This window comes from Vibrio sp. MM46, from assembly GCF_027587135.1.
In the GTDB taxonomy this organism is placed as follows: domain Bacteria; phylum Pseudomonadota; class Gammaproteobacteria; order Enterobacterales; family Vibrionaceae; genus Vibrio; species Vibrio harveyi.
Genome location: NZ_JAPPTO010000005.1, coordinates 95471 through 112167, shown reverse-complemented (window position 1 = coordinate 112167; position 16697 = coordinate 95471). Strand labels below are relative to the sequence as shown.

16 protein-coding genes are annotated in these 16697 nt (G+C 45.4%); 8 read left to right on the top strand and 8 right to left on the bottom strand.

Features of this window, described 5'->3' with window-relative positions:
* Window positions 1–54 precede the first annotated feature (54 nt).
* From OH459_RS07600 to OH459_RS07585, 4 genes are all read right to left on the bottom strand, one after another.
* The gene (locus OH459_RS07600) at window positions 55–969 is read right to left on the bottom strand and encodes a dihydrodipicolinate synthase family protein (RefSeq protein ID WP_050936996.1); all 915 of its coding nucleotides are present in this window, start codon (window positions 967–969) and stop codon (window positions 55–57) included.
* A gap of 55 nt (window positions 970–1024) precedes the next feature.
* Window positions 1025–1996, bottom strand: a complete 972-nt coding sequence (locus OH459_RS07595) for an ornithine cyclodeaminase family protein (protein WP_269986260.1) — start codon at window positions 1994–1996, stop codon at window positions 1025–1027.
* Window positions 1997–2101: 105 nt separating this feature from the next.
* Window positions 2102–3175 (bottom strand): polyamine ABC transporter substrate-binding protein, encoded by a 1074-nt coding sequence (locus OH459_RS07590; RefSeq protein WP_269986259.1) that lies wholly within the window; start codon window positions 3173–3175, stop codon window positions 2102–2104.
* A gap of 121 nt (window positions 3176–3296) precedes the next feature.
* Window positions 3297–4553, bottom strand: a complete 1257-nt coding sequence (locus tag OH459_RS07585) for an NAD(P)/FAD-dependent oxidoreductase (protein WP_269986258.1) — start codon at window positions 4551–4553, stop codon at window positions 3297–3299.
* 110 nt (window positions 4554–4663) lie between these two features.
* On the opposite strand from OH459_RS07585, the gene OH459_RS07580 reads away from it, so the two are divergent.
* From OH459_RS07580 to OH459_RS07565, 4 genes are all read left to right on the top strand, one after another.
* Window positions 4664–5665, top strand: coding sequence for a 4-hydroxyproline epimerase (locus OH459_RS07580; protein WP_269986257.1), 1002 nt, complete (start codon window positions 4664–4666; stop codon window positions 5663–5665).
* An 18-nt stretch (window positions 5666–5683) separates the two neighbouring features.
* The gene (locus tag OH459_RS07575; RefSeq protein ID WP_269986256.1) at window positions 5684–7216 is read left to right on the top strand and encodes an aldehyde dehydrogenase (NADP(+)); all 1533 of its coding nucleotides are present in this window, start codon (window positions 5684–5686) and stop codon (window positions 7214–7216) included.
* A 140-nt stretch (window positions 7217–7356) separates the two neighbouring features.
* Window positions 7357–8031, top strand: a complete 675-nt coding sequence (locus OH459_RS07570) for a GntR family transcriptional regulator (RefSeq protein WP_005439897.1) — start codon at window positions 7357–7359, stop codon at window positions 8029–8031.
* A 27-nt stretch (window positions 8032–8058) separates the two neighbouring features.
* The gene (locus OH459_RS07565; RefSeq protein WP_239969720.1) at window positions 8059–8826 is read left to right on the top strand and encodes a transcriptional regulator; all 768 of its coding nucleotides are present in this window, start codon (window positions 8059–8061) and stop codon (window positions 8824–8826) included.
* A gap of 111 nt (window positions 8827–8937) precedes the next feature.
* On the opposite strand, the gene OH459_RS07560 is transcribed toward OH459_RS07565, so the two are convergent.
* The 4 genes from OH459_RS07560 to OH459_RS07545 form a co-directional block, all read right to left on the bottom strand.
* The gene (locus tag OH459_RS07560) at window positions 8938–10059 is read right to left on the bottom strand and encodes a GGDEF domain-containing protein (protein WP_038897583.1); all 1122 of its coding nucleotides are present in this window, start codon (window positions 10057–10059) and stop codon (window positions 8938–8940) included.
* Between the two features lie 195 nt (window positions 10060–10254).
* Window positions 10255–11430 carry a 23S rRNA (adenine(1618)-N(6))-methyltransferase RlmF gene (rlmF, locus tag OH459_RS07555; protein ID WP_269986255.1) on the bottom strand — a complete coding sequence of 392 codons (1176 nt, stop codon included), beginning with the start codon at window positions 11428–11430 and terminating at the stop codon, window positions 10255–10257.
* Window positions 11417–11932: a M48 metallopeptidase family protein gene (locus OH459_RS07550; RefSeq protein WP_005528224.1), complete on the bottom strand. Its 516-nt coding sequence runs from the start codon at window positions 11930–11932 to the stop codon at window positions 11417–11419. The genes rlmF and OH459_RS07550 overlap by 14 nt, the downstream gene beginning before the upstream one ends.
* Window positions 11933–12128: 196 nt before the next feature.
* Complete coding sequence (locus OH459_RS07545; RefSeq protein ID WP_005445513.1) at window positions 12129–12599, bottom strand: type II secretion system protein; 471 nt, start codon at window positions 12597–12599, stop codon at window positions 12129–12131.
* Window positions 12600–12870: 271 nt separating this feature from the next.
* Here OH459_RS07545 and OH459_RS07540 point away from each other — a divergent pair, with 271 nt between their 5' ends.
* The 4 genes from OH459_RS07540 (at window position 12871) to OH459_RS07525 (ending at window position 16634) form a co-directional block, all read left to right on the top strand.
* Window positions 12871–13098, top strand: coding sequence for a glutaredoxin family protein (locus OH459_RS07540; RefSeq protein ID WP_005439862.1), 228 nt, complete (start codon window positions 12871–12873; stop codon window positions 13096–13098).
* A gap of 285 nt (window positions 13099–13383) precedes the next feature.
* On the top strand, window positions 13384–14490 hold the full coding sequence (locus tag OH459_RS07535) for an HlyD family secretion protein (RefSeq protein ID WP_050935325.1): 1107 nt from the start codon (window positions 13384–13386) through the stop codon (window positions 14488–14490).
* Window positions 14480–15481, top strand: a complete 1002-nt coding sequence (locus OH459_RS07530) for a DUF2955 domain-containing protein (RefSeq protein WP_269986254.1) — start codon at window positions 14480–14482, stop codon at window positions 15479–15481. The genes OH459_RS07535 and OH459_RS07530 overlap by 11 nt, the downstream gene beginning before the upstream one ends.
* 133 nt (window positions 15482–15614) lie before the next feature.
* Window positions 15615–16634: an FUSC family protein gene (locus OH459_RS07525; protein ID WP_269986253.1), complete on the top strand. Its 1020-nt coding sequence runs from the start codon at window positions 15615–15617 to the stop codon at window positions 16632–16634.
* Window positions 16635–16697: the final 63 nt, after the last annotated feature.

The window sequence follows — 16697 nt, the reverse complement described above, 5'->3', positions numbered from 1 at the left end:
TTTGAACATCAAGAATAAGCAGAGCGTCAGTTAACGCCCTGCTAAGCAGCTTGGTTATAGATTGTATTTGCTCAGGTCTAGACGAGTAGCAAGCGCATGCTCGACCAATTGAATCACCTGCTCACGCTCTGCGCCTTGTAAGATTTGACGAGGGGCACGAACTTGCTCAGAGCCGCGTCCACACACTTGCTCTGCTAGCTTGATGCACTGAACCAAAGTTGGGATGGTGTCTAAACGCAGCAATGGTAGGAACCAGCGGTAAATCTCTAACGCTTCTGCGTAACGACCTTGACTTGCCAACTTATAAATCGCCACCGACTCTTCAGGGAATGCGTTAGTTAAGCCAGAGATCCAGCCTGTTGCACCTAGCATCAGTGATTCAAGCGCAATGTCATCTACGCCGCTGAACACGGTAAAGCGATCGTCAAATTGGTTGTAGAGTTCTGTAATGCGGCGCGTATCCGTGGTGGACTCTTTCACCGCCACAATGCTTTCAAATTCAGCCAACTTCGCCATGATGTCGAGATTGACATCCACCCCGTAAGAAACTGGGTTGTTGTAAATCATGATTGGCATTTCTGGCGTCGCTTGCGCCAAGGTGCGGTAGTAATCAAAGGTCTCGCTTTCTGACGTGCGGTACACCATTGCAGGCATCACCATACAGCCATCAATACCGATTTTTTGTGCGTCTTGCATATAGTCAACCGCCGCAGTGGTGATGGACTCTGCCGTACCTGCAATCAAAGGTACACGACCATTGACCACTTCTTGTGCTGCCTGCAATACCTGACGTTTTTCTTCTGGATACAAGGCGCAGTTTTCTCCTACCGTACCCAAACAGATAATGCCGTTGACGCCATCTTTAATTTGGTTATCGATAACGGTTTGCGTTGCATCTAAATCAATTGACTGATCGTGACGAAACTGAGTACTGACAGCTGGATAGACACCTTTCCATTCTACTTTCATGAACTTTCTTCCCTATATGTATATTGTATGCAATTTAAAAGGCGAGCAAAAATGCTCAAACTAGGCTGATGCCGCTTTCTTTCAATACCGCTTGTACAGCGGCTAAATCGGCTAAGGCACTGCCCACCGATTTGTATAAGGTGATCGCCTCATCACTCTGACGCGCTCTCACTTCTTTGGCGCAAAGCTGTGGCAACTCTCCTTTAATCTGTTCGGCGTTAAACACGCCCTCTTGGATTGGGATCAGTAAATCCCCTGCTTCCGCTAATACATTGATACGGCTATCGACATACACCTGCGCGCGTTGCACTACTGTCGAGTCACACTCTCGTTTATCCGAATCATGATTGCCCACTAAGTCGATATGCGTGCCGGGTAGAACCTTTGCACCATCAAACAGTGGTGTAGCAGAAGCGGTAATACAACTAATGATATCAACGTGTTCAAGAGTCTCATCGACGCTCTCAACCACCGACACCGCAAACTGACGTTCGATTGGCAAGGATTGATACTCTGGCGAAGAGACAACGCGATCGACAGTCGCCATCGCTTTGTCCAAGCTGCGTCCCCAAACATAAACCTGTTTAAGCGGTCGAACTGCGGCGTACGCCCACGCAAAATATGGTGCCAAATTGCCAGTTCCGCATATCAGCAACCGAGAAGCGTTTTCACGCGCTAGGTAATCCGCGGCTAATGCAGACGCCGCTGCTGTACGCCAGAAGGTCAGCACTTTTCCATCGACCAATGCGACAGGTTGACCGTCTTCTCTTTTAAACACCAAGATTTTGGAAGCCAGCGTATCTTTGCCATGTGCTGGGTTCTGTGGGAAATAGGTAAAAGCTTTAACCGCGATTAAGTCTTGGTTCCATGCGGGTAGCAAAGCAAATGCTTCATACTTACCTTCTTCCAAAGGCATCACTCTTCGTTGGGGAATAGCTGCAGGCTGGGCATAAGTTTCTCGCATGGTTTCAATCAATGACTTCATGCTCAAACACTTGGCAACTTGCTGCGCATCGATAACGTTCATGGTTTCTCCAAAGCAACTAAAGGGGAACATCAGAGGCGGAAATTTTAGTTATCAAGCCCGCCCCTTCAGAGGTAAGACTCAACTGAGTTAGCGCTTAGTTAACGCCTAATTAAGCAGCCAAGTGTTAAACTCTTCATTGAGTTCATCGGCATAATCCGACCACCACTCGTCATCAATCAAAAAGGCTGTTTTAAAGTTCTGCGGTGCGGTAGGCAGGTTTGCCAAAATCTCAGGACTTACTTGCGCCGATGACGACTTGCGTGTTGGACCATAGGCAACGTATTTTGCTTGGTCAGCTAAAGGCTTGGTTCCCGATGAAAAGGCGATGAAATCGAGCGCTAACTTGGTGTGCGCACTGCCCTTTGGAATCGCCCAGCCGTTCATGTATCCCATTTGGTGATCCCAAATGATGCGAAATGGCTGACCTTCATCTTGTCTGGCATTATGGATACGACCGTTAAACGCCGAGGCTATTACCACTTCTTTGTCGGCGAGCATTTGTGGTGGCTGAGCACCTGTGGTCCACCACAACACTTGTGATTTGATGGTATCGAGCTTGGCAAATGCTCGCTCGCGCCCTTGTTCGGTCTCCAGCAAAGCATAAACCTCTTCAGGCTTCACACCATCCGCCAACAGTGCCCACTCTAAGTTACCTTGAGGCTGCTTTTGTAGCGCACGTCGACCAGGAAAGGTTTTCAAATCAAAAAGGTCGGTCAACTTGCTTGGTGCGGCTTTACTTTTAAATGCCTCTTCATTGACGGCTAGTACCGTCGAGACCACAATCGAGTTGATTGCGCATTCGTGAATCGCCCCTTCAATGAAATCTTGCTCTGCTGGCGTGCCATCTGCACCCGACGGCAAAATACTCGGATTAACAGGCTCTAACAGCCCTTCTGCACAGCCGCGTACAATGTCTGGCTTGTCTAGCGATACCAGATCCCAGCGCACATTATTAGCTTCTACTTGCGCTTTGATTTCGGCTAAACCACCACTGAAGTCTTCTGAGACAATCTCAACGCCCGTCTTTTTGATAAAAGGTTTGTGGTACGCCTCAACTTGACTCTTGGTAAACGCACCGCCCCAAGACACAATCGTTAATTTCTCTTCTGCGTGTGCAGAGGTCCCCAACAGCATTCCTGAAATCAACATCGCCAGTGGTGCTTTCGTCATTCGTGACATGTTTTACTCCTTTGGTCGTTTTCTGGAGGTATCCGGATACGGCTGCTGGACACCTTATTGTTAAATTTTCGTTAACATTAGCATTAAATATATTTTATACAATATTTAATCTTAAAATTTTTTAAGCGAATCGCTTGAGCGTAAATGGTGAAAGATCAACCGATGGGCTTTTACCTTCAACAAGCTCCAAAATGAGATCGGCGGTAATTGCAGCTTGGGTTAATCCAAGGTGCTGATGTCCAAATGCCAGCAGCACTTTTCCTTCACAAATCTGGTCAATCACAGGTAACGAATCCACTGTTGAAGGTCGGTTTCCCATCCACTTTTCTTGTTGTTTGAGAGGGTTTAATCCACTTTCGAACATTGCATCGCCTTGCTGATACAGCATCTCGGCACGCTTCATATTCGGGGGAGATTCTACATGCGCATACTCCACTGTTCCCGCTAAACGCAGCCCACTCGCCATCGGCGTCATGATAAATTTTCGGTCGGCAGAGCTGATCGGAAACGGCAGCGCTTGCCGTTTATCATCCATCATTAAGTGATACCCTCGCTCGGCTTGAATGGGCACAGCGATACCCGTTAATTGCTTTACTAATGGCTTGGAATGTACCCCAGCAGCAACAATAATACGGTCGAATGAATATTGACTTGATTCCACCGACACTTGCCCCGATTTACTTAGAGCATCAATCGTTTTGTTAACAATGGTTCCACCCTGCTTCTCAAATGCATCATAGAGCTCAACGCAGATGGAATAAGGGTCTAACGTATGTCCCGTCTCAGGGAAAAATACACCATAGCGAATTTGTCGACTGATCTTGGGAAGTTGTTCACGGATGGTTTTCTGCGTCCACACTTGATACTTCACGCCGTGTTTTTCCAGCTCTTCTAGCGTACTTTGATAACGTTCGAACAACCGCTCGCTTTCAAAGGTCAATAACGAGCCATCCATTTTGATCAGGTCTTTTTTCTCGATGGAATCGAGTAACTGTTGCCAGCTTTTCACTGCTCTTGAATTGAGACTTTTGATGGCGTTGGTCGAAGGCTCTGTCGACGATGGTTTGGCTTTTGATAAGAACCGAAGCATCCAACCCATGGTGGAAGGGAGATCTTGCCATCGGATAGAAACCGGACTTTTGGGGTTCAATAGCATCTTAGGTAATTGAGGAATAAGACCCGGTGTTGCGAGTGGAAAAACTTGCTCAGTGGCGATATGTCCTGCGTTCCCTTTCGAGCAACCATTTCCCACGCCATTCGGGTCGAATAACGTCACCTGATGCCCTTGTTGTTGCAATTTTAAGCCAATTGCCAAGCCGATGATCCCCGCGCCTACTATCGCTATATTTTGATTTCCAGTTTCTTCCTTGACCAACATGAATATGCTCCAAGTCACATTTGAAAAAGCAGATTGTATACAATATATTTTACATCACGATAACATTAAGCCCGTTCGATTCAACCCATTTTTTCAGCAAGGAGCGAAAAATGAGACAAGGAACCTTTTTCTGTATCGATGCCCACACCTGTGGCAACCCTGTCCGATTAGTGGCAGGCGGTGTTCCTCCGCTTAGGGGCAATACCATGAGTGAGAAGCGCCAATATTTCTTGGAACACTATGATTGGATTCGTCAGGCATTGATGTTTGAACCTCGTGGTCACTCCATGATGTCAGGTTCTGTCGTTTTACCGCCTTGTAGTGACAATGCTGATGCCTCGATTTTGTTTATCGAAACCAGCGGCTGCTTACCTATGTGCGGGCACGGCACGATAGGTACCGTCACCACGGCAATTGAGAATCGGCTGATCACACCGAAAGAAGAAGGTCGTTTGATCCTTGACGTCCCTGCTGGACAAATCGAAGTGCATTACCAAACAAAAGGTGACAAGGTCACGTCAGTTAAAATCTTTAACGTTCCTGCTTACCTTGCTCATCAAGATGTCACCGTTGAAGTAGAAGGACTCGGAGAAATCACTGTCGATGTTTCTTATGGAGGCAACTACTACGTGATTGTCGACCCACAAACCAACTATGCCGGTCTTGAGCACTACTCGCCTGATGAAATTTTGATGCTCTCCCCCCGAGTTCGTGAAGCCGTTTCAAAAGCGGTGGAATGTGTGCATCCAGACGATCCAACCGTGTGTGGCGTCTCTCACGTGCTTTGGACAGGTAGCCCTACTAATGAAAACGCAACCGCTCGCAACGCGGTGTTTTATGGCGACAAAGCCCTTGACCGCTCCCCTTGCGGCACAGGCACCAGTGCCCGTATGGCGCAGTGGCATGCCAAAGGCAAACTTCAACAAGGCGAGGACTTTGTCCACGAAAGTATTATCGGCAGCCTGTTTAACGGACGTATTGAAGGCGTCACTGAAGTGAACGGGCGAGCAGCCATTCTGCCTAGCATCGAAGGCTGGGCGCAAGTGTATGGACACAACACCATCTGGGTGGATGACGAAGACCCATACGCGTATGGATTTGAAGTGAAATAAGGACAGTAAGGAATCACAATGAACCCGCAAACCGACAACGTTTTTTACGCGACCAACGCCTTTACCGGTGAGGCGCTCCCTTTAGCTTTTCCTGTTCATACGGAAGTTGAGGTCAATCAAGCCGCTACTACAGCAGCAAAAGTCTCGCGCGATTTTCGCAGCTTAAGTAACAGCAAGCGCGCTAGCCTGCTTCGCACGATTGCCAGTGAATTAGAAGCAAGAAGCGATGACATTATCGCCCGAGCACATTTAGAAACGGCGCTTCCCGAAGCACGTCTGACAGGAGAAATCGCTCGTACAGCTAATCAACTTCGCTTATTCGCTGACGTAGTCAATTCTGGCAGTTATCACAAAGTCATTCTTGATACGCCAGACCCAACTCGAGCCCCGCTACCTAAGCCAGATATTCGTTGCCAGCAAATTGCACTTGGTCCTGTCGCGGTATTTGGTGCATCCAACTTTCCGTTGGCTTTCTCTGCTGCTGGTGGAGATACTGCTTCTGCTCTCGCGGCAGGTTGCCCGGTGATTGTAAAAGGTCATACGGCGCACCCAGGTACAAGCCAAATCGTTGCAGAGTGTATCGAGCAAGCGCTGAAACAAGAGCAGTTACCACAAGCGATTTTCACCTTGCTGCAAGGAAATCAGCGTGCTTTAGGACAAGCTCTAGTCAGCCATCCTGAAATAAAAGCGGTGGGCTTTACTGGATCGGTTGGCGGTGGACGTGCCCTGTTCAACCTAGCGCAGCAACGACCTGAGCCAATCCCGTTTTATGGCGAGCTTGGTGCCATTAACCCGACATTTATTTTCCCTTCCGCAATGAGAGCCAAAGCCGACTTAGCGGAGCAATTTGTTGCTTCAATGACCATGGGATGTGGGCAATTTTGTACTAAACCTGGCGTAGTGTTCGCGCTGAATACACCGGAAACACAAGCGTTTATTGAAACCGCGCAATCCCTCATTCGACAACAATCTCCTTCTACTCTACTTACTCCCGGAATCCGTGATAGTTACCAATCACAGGTCGTCAGCCGAGGTTCTGACGACGGAATTGACGTCACTTTTTCTCAAGCGGAGTCCCCTTATGTTGCATCGGCTCTCTTTGTCACGAACAGTGAAAATTGGCGCAAACATCCTGCGTGGGAAGAAGAGATTTTTGGTCCACAATCGTTGATCGTCGTTTGTGAAGATGTGGCTGATATGCTTTCGCTCAGTGAAACGCTGGCAGGATCGCTAACCGCGACAATTCATGCAACGGAAGAAGATTACCCACAAGTATCGCAGCTCATCCCTCGTTTGGAAGAGATTGCCGGACGATTGGTATTTAATGGCTGGCCGACAGGCGTAGAAGTTGGTTATGCCATGGTGCATGGCGGTCCATATCCCGCATCGACCCATTCGGCTTCGACTTCTGTTGGTGCAGAAGCCATTCACCGCTGGCTACGTCCGGTGGCTTATCAAGCGTTACCAGAAAGCTTACTGCCCGATTCGTTAAAAGCAGAAAATCCATTGGAGATCGCGCGCGCAGTAGATGGCAAAGCAGCTCACAGTTAAGTCATTGGCTCAAAAAGGCACCAGTTGGTGCCTTTTATTTCACGCCACATCTCAAAACCTTCGCTTGCAGTTGGCTTAATCCAGAAAAACAATAAACTAAAGAAATTGGATACAATATTTATTTTTGACGGGAGACTTCAATGTCACAAAAACCTGTTTTTAAGACCCGCACTCAACTGGTTGAGGAAGCGATTCGAACTCAGATCCTCAAGGGTGAGTTAAAAACTGGTCAACCTTTACGTCAGGACGCGTTGGCAAAAGAGTTTAATGTTAGCCGCATTCCCGTTCGTGAAGCGTTAGTGCAATTGGAAGCACAAGGATTAGTGAGCTTTGAGCCTCATAAAGGGGCAACAGTAACCGAGCTCTCTCCAGATAAAATCGACGAGTTGTTCGAGCTGCGCGCCGTAGTGGAATGCCACATTTTAGAGCGTGCGATTCAGAACATGACTGACGAGGATCTCGAACGCGCACGTGAAGTCCGTGAACGTTTTGAAGCGGTAGTCAACAGCGGCGATGAAGTAGAAGAATGGAGCAACTACAACTACGAATTCCATAAAGCTTTGTATGCACCCGCAAATATGCCAGAAACCATGGATGTGATTTACAGCCTCAACACTAAGTGCGACCGCTACATTCGCATGCAACTGCTGTTCACGACGGGCATTCAAAAGGCAGAGCAAGAGCATTTGACCTTGTTCGAAATGTGTCAAAATCGCGATGTGGACGGCGCTAAGTATTTGCTGAAAAAACACATTTTGGAAGCTGGCACCGCTATTCGTAACTTGTTGTTGGAACAACAGAACACATCAAAATAAGCTCAGCAGTTAAGGTGGTGTTAAGAAATGAATGTCGGACCTAGATTTCTATTAGCGGCGCTGCGACAAAAGATCAAAGATGAGGGGCTGTGCTACAGCTCTTTGTCAGAGAAAAGCGGTATTCCGTTGTCGAGCATCAAGCGCCACCTGCATAATCCTTCTTTGGGCTTGGATAAAATCCTTGTCTATCTCAACTATTTAAACACCGATCTTATTGAGCTAGCCAACCTCGCCAATCAGCTTCAGCATGAGAACGAACAAATGCTGACAGAAGAGCAAAGCGCGTTATTTCTTGAACACCCCTACCTTCTCGACTTTATCTATATGGTGACGTCTCGTAACCTTGACCCGCAAGACATTGCGAAAACCTATCAGTTATCAGAAACCAGTCTGCGTTTTTATCTGCGGATCGCGGAAATGCTAGGTTATGTTGAAGATTTTGGTGATGGGCTGTTCTACCGTTCTGGGCGACGCTTTTTGATGGAAGAAGGCTCTGAACTCGACTCATTATTCCGTGAACGCTTCCAAAAAGAATCCTTATCTCACGAGGTAAATCCGGGGATTTGTGTCGGTCGTATTCGTTTGACCAACGCACAACGCCAACAACTAGAAGAAGAAGTTTACAACAAGCTGGTTAAGCTCAATGCGATCAATACTTCTAATGATGATGGTGAACTCACCAACGTATTAATGCGTTGTACTCCTGGAGCACAAATTTTCTTCTCTGACGGACTGCCTGACATTGACGGCGACCTATTAAAATATGTCGCACAACTCACCAATAAAAAAAATTAATATGATTATTATTGAACTTCAATCGATTTTATATTGATTTTCAATTTAATATTAATTATCGAATTTAAAATCGACAACTAGCTACTTTTAATTCACCGCAGTTAATATCGTTTATATCTCGTCTGCGATGACAATATTTCGACCATTGAGTTTTGCTTTATATAAACACTGGTCTGCTTTATCTAAGTAATAACGAATATCCAAATTCGGTTCTGGACACTGAGTGAACACACCAATTGAACTGGTTAATATGTGACTTTGAGCACTGGTTTCACAAATAATAGAAAGCTCGGCTGTAGCTTTTCTAAACGCCTCTGCGCGGTTGATTGAGGTTTTATGTTCAGACCCTACAATCACAACTAGAAACTCTTCCCCACCAATTCTAAACACGATGTCATCGAGGTCATTAAAGTGAGCAGACAACAATGCGCCTACTTTGGTGATCGCTTCATCCCCTTTTAGATGACCAAACTGATCATTTAGTTGTTTAAAGTAATCTAAATCAATGGATACAAAGCTGACGAGTTGGTTAGTGTCTTGTGCTTTATTAAGAATATCTGGCGTCATGATATTGAAGTATCGGCGATTGTACAGACCCGATAATTCATCAGTAATAGCGAGTTCTTGCAGCTTTTTATTGAGACATCTCAATTCTTTCTCAGCAACAAAGCGACGATGCTTTTCTCTCACTAATTCAATAGATTGACTTGATACCTCAAAATACATTTTAAGTACAGTATCGGCGACCAAGCCATTGATACCTTGCAAAGTGTCGACAGCATTCACTTTCGCCGCCTCTAAAGAGTCACTCGACTCTAACTCTCTTACTGCCACGCTCATTTTTTTATCGTCACCAATAATATGGAACACGAGCCAACGCACTAAGAACTGTAGGATATGCTCAATAGATTCTTGCCAGTTGAGATCTTTCGACTCCGCTTGGATTTTTATGACTTCATCAACAAAAGAGGCATGGCTCTTCTTATGCTCATCATTCCAAATATCATCAGAAAAGTATTCATTCCATACACTTTCTTCATATGAAAAGTGATATTGAGCATAGTCTTTTAACTCACTAAATACGCCGTCTACTTCAATCTGGTCATCATAAATCAACGTATTAGCTAATTTATTCACCAATAAAAATAGATGGTAATGTTGTTCATCAATCTTTTTCATCCCTGTCTCAAAATTGTGATTCCAAGGGAAGATGATCAGTTCGTTATCGGACATCGCTGGGCATATATAAATATTATTTCTTTACTGGATAGTACCCCATGTTATTTTAACTTGATAGCCCTACCATATAATTTGACATAAAGAGAAAATAAACTTGTTATAATTATTAAATTAATGAATTTCTTGTTAAAAAATAGCACCAACAAAGTGGTGCTATTTTTTAATTATTTGAACAGCTTTGCTGGATAACTACTTTAATTCAATCCACGCTTTACGCTGCGATTTGTCCATGTAGGACCAAGCGATAAAACGGCTGACTTTTTGTCCTTGGCTCATTTCCACGATTCGGATCGCTTTTACACCCAACTTTTCAAGTTGTTTGCGCATCGGACGAACATTGTCTTTCTTTGAGATTAACGTGGTAAACCAGAGCACTTGTGCACTGAATGCTTGGCTTTCGTTCGCCATCTTACGGATGAAAGCAGCTTCACCACCTTCACACCATAGCTCAGCATTTTGCCCACCAAAGTTAAGCGCGGGTTTATTGGCTTTTACTTGAGGCGTTTTCGCTTGATTAGCTTGAACCTTCACACCCTTCTTACGCTGATTCGCTTTTAAATTATCTAGCTTACGCTGACTGCCCATCGCGGCTTCTTCAGCTGAACGGTGGAATGGTGGGTTACAAGTCGTAATATCGTAGCGATCGTTTGGTTGGATAATACCACGGTAAATATTGGACTCACTGGTTTGTTGTACCAGTTCGATCTTACCGTTTAACGAGGCATTACGCTCTGTGATTGCTCGTGCTGATTCAATCGATGTTGCGTCAACATCGCTACCAGTGTAATGCCATCCATATTGAGTCACACCTACGATTGGGTAAATACAGTTTGCCCCTACACCCACATCAAGTGCTCGCACCTTATGGTGTGCATATTTGCCTTTTACTTCACTATCAAGCAACTCTGCTACGCGATGAACGTAATCCGCACGCCCAGGAATGGGCGGACATAAGTAAGTATCAGGAATATCCCAGTATTCAATATCATAATGCGCCGCCAGCAATGCTTTATTGAGCATCTTGACGGCTTTTGGATCAGAGAAGTTGATTGAGTCTTCCCCTTTCGGATTCATTATCACAAATGATTTGAGCTGAGGCTCTGCTGTGATTAGCTTTTTGAAATCGTAGCGACCTCGATGTGCATTACGTTCATGCAATCCACTTTTGGCAGTTTTGATCACTTCCACATCGCTGCTTTTGTTCGCGGCGTTAGTTTTCAGACCAGTGCTTTTTGCCGCACTCGCAGCTTTTGCTGTTGGTTTATTTTTCACACGCTTTGGTTTGATCTTGGTGACTTCTTTGCTCGGCTTAGACTTCGCCGTTTTTGGCTGAGCTTGTTTCGCGTTGTGATTATTGGTCTTCATTCGAATTCGCTTTTAAATCGAGGTAAATCATAAACAGACGAGCATCAAATTCGAGTTGATGATACTCAGGTTCCATATAACAGCACAGTTGGTAAAAGGCTTTGTCGTGGTTTTTCTCACGCGTGTGTGCCAGCTCATGTACCACCAGCATGCGTAGTAACGCTTCAGGTGCATCTTTAAACACGTTCGCAATGCGAATCTCATTTTTCGATTTCAGCTTGCCACCATGGTTACGACTTATCACGCTATGCAAACCAAGCGCATTGTTTACAGCGTGAATTTTCTTATCGTAGACCACTTTGCTAATTGGCGCGGCTTTCTTCATATAGCGGTTTTTGATCGCTATTGCGTATTCGTAGAGTGCCTTTTCGCTTTTGATTTGGTGTCTATCTGGGTAGCGTTTTTCGAACCAAGGTACCAGTTTACCACTGTCGACGAGTGAACTGACTTGCTCGACAATGTTCTGCGGATAACCTTGAATATATCGAAGTGACGGATGCATGCGTATTAAGTCTGCTATGACAAAAGAAAGGCGCTAAATATACCTGAGATGAGCAAGAGTTTCATCTTAGGTTATAACCAATCTGATTGTTCACAGTACCTACGCAGCTTTTGCAGTCATATTGAGGAGAGTTTAAAAAGGAGTTACTTGTTGGATAGGAGCATCTCAAGCCCCTACCCAACCTAGAAGGTCGCTATTAGCTATCTACGCGGACATCCCCTGTACCGGATTTATATGTCACAGCGCCGTGTTGTAAATCTGCATAAGAGCAAGTGGCTTCATTACGATCAAAAGTCGTCTTCAATTCACCTTTTTTGGCATCAGCCCCTTTCGCTCTAATGCCATTAACCGCAGTGTTCCAGATATCCATACATTGCTCGACATCTGTCGCTGTTGGGTATTCAAACGACTGAGTGTTGCCATCTTCTGTGGTAAAGAATGATAGTTCTGTACCGTCAACAATCAAGGTATCGGGTTCACCCTCAATTTTATGTTTGCCTGCAATAATCCCAATACTAGCAAGCAACGCACCTGCGTAACCTTCCAGAGTTGCATCTCGCGCATCATCTTGAAGATTTAAAAATCTCGGAGCTGCGGTAACCGCCAAAATACCGAGTAGTACAATAACCACAACCATCTCAATTAAAGTGAAGCCTTTATTTCTCATGTTTTTCTCCGTCGTTATATCGGCTTCCTGCCTGTCTAACTTTCCTTTTTATTGGTTTGTAAATGAATAGCGTTCTGTAATTATTTTAGTGTACTTTATACCATTAAATTATACCAGCGTGCGTACCTTATTTTTGAAATCAATTCGATGTTGTGGCTACTCTTACTTTGATAGATAGCAGGCATTTGTAATGCGGTGTAGTTCCACAAGCTTTCCTTTGTTGCGAAACCTCGCTAAACTTCGCCTCCCGACGATAATGGAGAGAAATTGAATGAAACGTGTCGTTCTTTACGTCAAAGACAAATGCCCGCACTGCAAAGATGCTCAACGTTATCTTGATTCGAAAAATATTAACTACCGCTTGTGCAATGCAAAAATGCAACGCGGACGCAAAGAGCTCGATGCACTGGGGGCTCGTTCTGTACCTGTACTGAAGATTGGCGATCGAGTCATGATTGGCTGGAATCCAAAGAACTTTGAAAAAATGTACAGCAACTAAGTGACATATTAATCAATTTGTTTGATCACTTAGTCACGTTATCTCTACCCTAAAGAGCTTCTCCAAAGAGAGGCTCTTTTTCTATCTGCCCGCCCTATTTCTTTGTCTGTCGCTCTTATTCAAACCACTACTCTGCAAAATTTCCGAATGTCGCATAATGGCAATTTTTACTTCCTTACACATTGTATTTTAACGCTCAAACGAACTGGTCTCAGTTTAATTCGCGCCTAGCTTGCGTCGATGGAGAACTCTGACCATCTTTCTTCATCATTAGTGAGTGTTTATATGTCAGAGACAGCAGCAGAAAACCAAGTAAGCCAGACGCAGCAACCGGTTAATAAGGTCAAGCGCACAACCAATGCATTATTGGCACTCACTATGGTGTCCATTGGTACAGCGATAGTGGCAGATCGCATCATTCCGACAACCGATAATGTCCGTGTTGAAGGCAATGTCGTCTCATTGATCCCTCAAGTCTCTGGTCAAGTTGACAGCATCAGCATTAAACCAAATACCGAAGTCAAAAAAGGCGATGTGCTACTGCAAATCAATACCACCGATCACCAGATTGCGGTCAAGCAAGCAGAAGCAAAGCTCAAGATCGCAGGACAGAATGTTGGCTCGCAAATGGCAGGTGTGATGTCAGCACAAGCTCAATTGACCACCGCGCTCGTGGCACAAGAAAATGCTAAACGCCAAGGGCAACGAGTTTTAGCCATGGCAGAAAAAGGCGTGGTTTCAAAATCAGATGCAGACACTACTCGCGCAGCCATTGATAAAGCGAATGCCGATGTCGTTAACGCCAAAGCGAACCTAGAAAAAGCAAAAGCTCAGGTGGGAGCGGCAGGTGAAGAGAACGCTCAGATCCAATCGGCTTTACTAGAACTGCAACAAGCGCAACTGAACTTATCACGCACGACAATGCGAGCACCTTCTGATGGCGCTGTGACCAATTTTAATTTGTCGCAAGGTGCTTATGCCACGGCAGGTTCTCCCTTGATGACGTTTGTTGAAAGCGACGGTTTATGGCTTGAAGCCTTCTTCCGCGAAAACAGCATGGGCAACATTAACGCCGGAGATAAAGTTGAAATTGCACTCGATTATGCTCCCGGACAAACCTTCTCTGGCACAGTATCTTCAGTAGATTTAGGGGTTGCATGGGGCGCGAATAATCAGCCAGGCACCTTAGCCACCGTGAAAAATCAAAATGGTTGGCTTCGCGATACACAACGTATGCCCGTGACCATTAAGCTCGATGATAAACATGCCGCTGACTTCATGCGCATCGGTGGACAAGCAGATGTGGTGATCTACACAGAGAGCAACGCTCTATTTAACTTTCTGGGTAAGGTTTGGATCAATCTAGTGAGCGTGTTCTCTTATGTTAGATAGTCTGACTCAAGCACAAGAACGTCGAATACTGCGCTATGTTGTCACCGTAGGTTTGGCTACTTTTATCGCGTTATGGTTTAACTGGCCTTTGGCATTTTGTACGCCTCTTTTGACGGCAAAATTCATCGTCGATAAACCCCAGTTTCATATCCTGCATGTCAAACAACTTGGCTATGCGTTGATCTCCACCGCGGTCATTGGCTTTTTGGTATCGAGCGGCTTGCCAGAGTACAAAATAGGTTTTCTGGCTGTACTGTCGTTGGGCATGTTGTGGAGCTATTACCTATTTACCGATCCAAAATGGGTAATGTTTGCCACTTTCTTGATGATTGCCCTGATTTTGATTCCATCGGTTACCATTATAGACAAACAAGCCGCATTAGACGTGGGCATCGGTTTTGCGTTTTCTGGTATCGTCGCCGTAGCGCTTTACGGGGTGTCGCATGTTTACTTCCCAGAAGAGGATGCGACTGAATTTGCTGGCTTCCCTCCCTCCCCTCTAACTCAAGAAGTTCGTTGGAATGCTGCGATTCGAGCTTGGATGATGTCGTTTCCCTTGGTTTGTTTTTATTTCTATTTCCAACTGTCACAAATATTACTCACCGTTGCGTTTGTCATGCTGCTTTCTCTGATGGCAACCAGCGACAAAGCGGGCAAAACATCATTGTTTTTTGTTATCAGTAATGTGTTAGGAGGACTACTCGCTTTCGCCGCTTTCGTTACCATTTCTCTGGTGCCAAATATGTACATCTACATGCTAGTGATGTTGGTGGTTATTACGTTACTTGGGACCAAGATTTACACCGAGCCCGCCAAAGCCCCAGTCTACGCCACTGCATTTACGGGCTTTATGGTGTTAATGGGTACCTCCATGAGCAGCGGTGCGCTAGACGATAAGTTTTACGTTCGGATATGGCAGTTAGTGTTGGTCGTTGCCTACATGGTATTTGTGACCTATTTCTTCGAATCTCGCGACAAGAAGATCGCGTAGTCGCATTAAGCTTGGGCACTTTATGCTGCTCAAGCTTTCATCACTATTGTCGCAAACTGGCAATGAATATTTCATCAAATTGGTAATCTCATACCTTCCATATTGTTATTCACTGAAGGATGGGAAATACGCCATGCTCGATTCACTCGCTCAAAAATTCATCCCGCCAAAGCCTTACCTTGTGCTAGGCAACCGCATGTTTTTGCTTTCTATCGTGCTGCTTATCATCAGTGCGTATTTTTATGATGTCGGAGAAGCTTTTGTGGCGGTGGAAGTGGGAATCATCCACTACCTATACAATCTCAAATTCAGTACGACAAAAGACACCCTGCTAGGTAGCCTTCATCCTTTGGTCATGACATTAACTGCGGTACCACTTTCCATGGTGCCTATCACTTATGCGCCTTTTACTAGTGCGCTGTTTGCCTTCTTACTCGTCATAACAGAGCGCGATAAACACCACCAAGGAGTACCAAAGTACATTCTGCCGCTGACGTTTATGTTGTTATCGATGATGATGCCGGTAGATATCCCAGCCACAGAACTTATGCTTCAACGTTCAGTATCGGTTGTGCTTGGCATCACTGTGGCGATCATTGCTAGTACGCTGGTTTGGAAAAACGCCAACACCCAGAATGGCTCGATGAGCACCACACATAAAATTAGTCGTGTTGATCTCAAGTACTCCAGCCGCAAGGCGCTAGGGATTGGCTTGGTGCTGTCGTTAGGTATATGGGGTGGCACAGGAGCCGTTTTAGGTGCTTACCTATTTATGATGATCCACAGCCCGTTCAGCAAAGATTTAGCACCGAAAGCTTGGCAACGTTTGAACGGAACCATGCTTGGCGCATTAGTTTATTTGCCTGTGGGGTTGCTATTGGGCTCTTTCAACTCCGACATAGCAATGACAATAACCATGTGGGTTTTGGTCATCGCTTCGCTTTACGGCATCCTTGTGTATCTCGAACACAACTACACCATTGCCACGGCTTGTATCATGCTGCTTATTCTTACTGTCTCAGTAGGTCCTTTTAATCCGGAAATGGCAGAATTGATCTTTTCGCAGCGAGTATTGTTCACCGTAATCGGGGGCGCTGCCATGGTGGCTCTTGGGGTATTGATACCACTTAATGAGAAAGAGATAACTGCATAAAAGGAAAAGCCTCCCAATTAAAGGGAGGCTTTCCATTGAACAGTTTGGTTTTAATTGGATGCA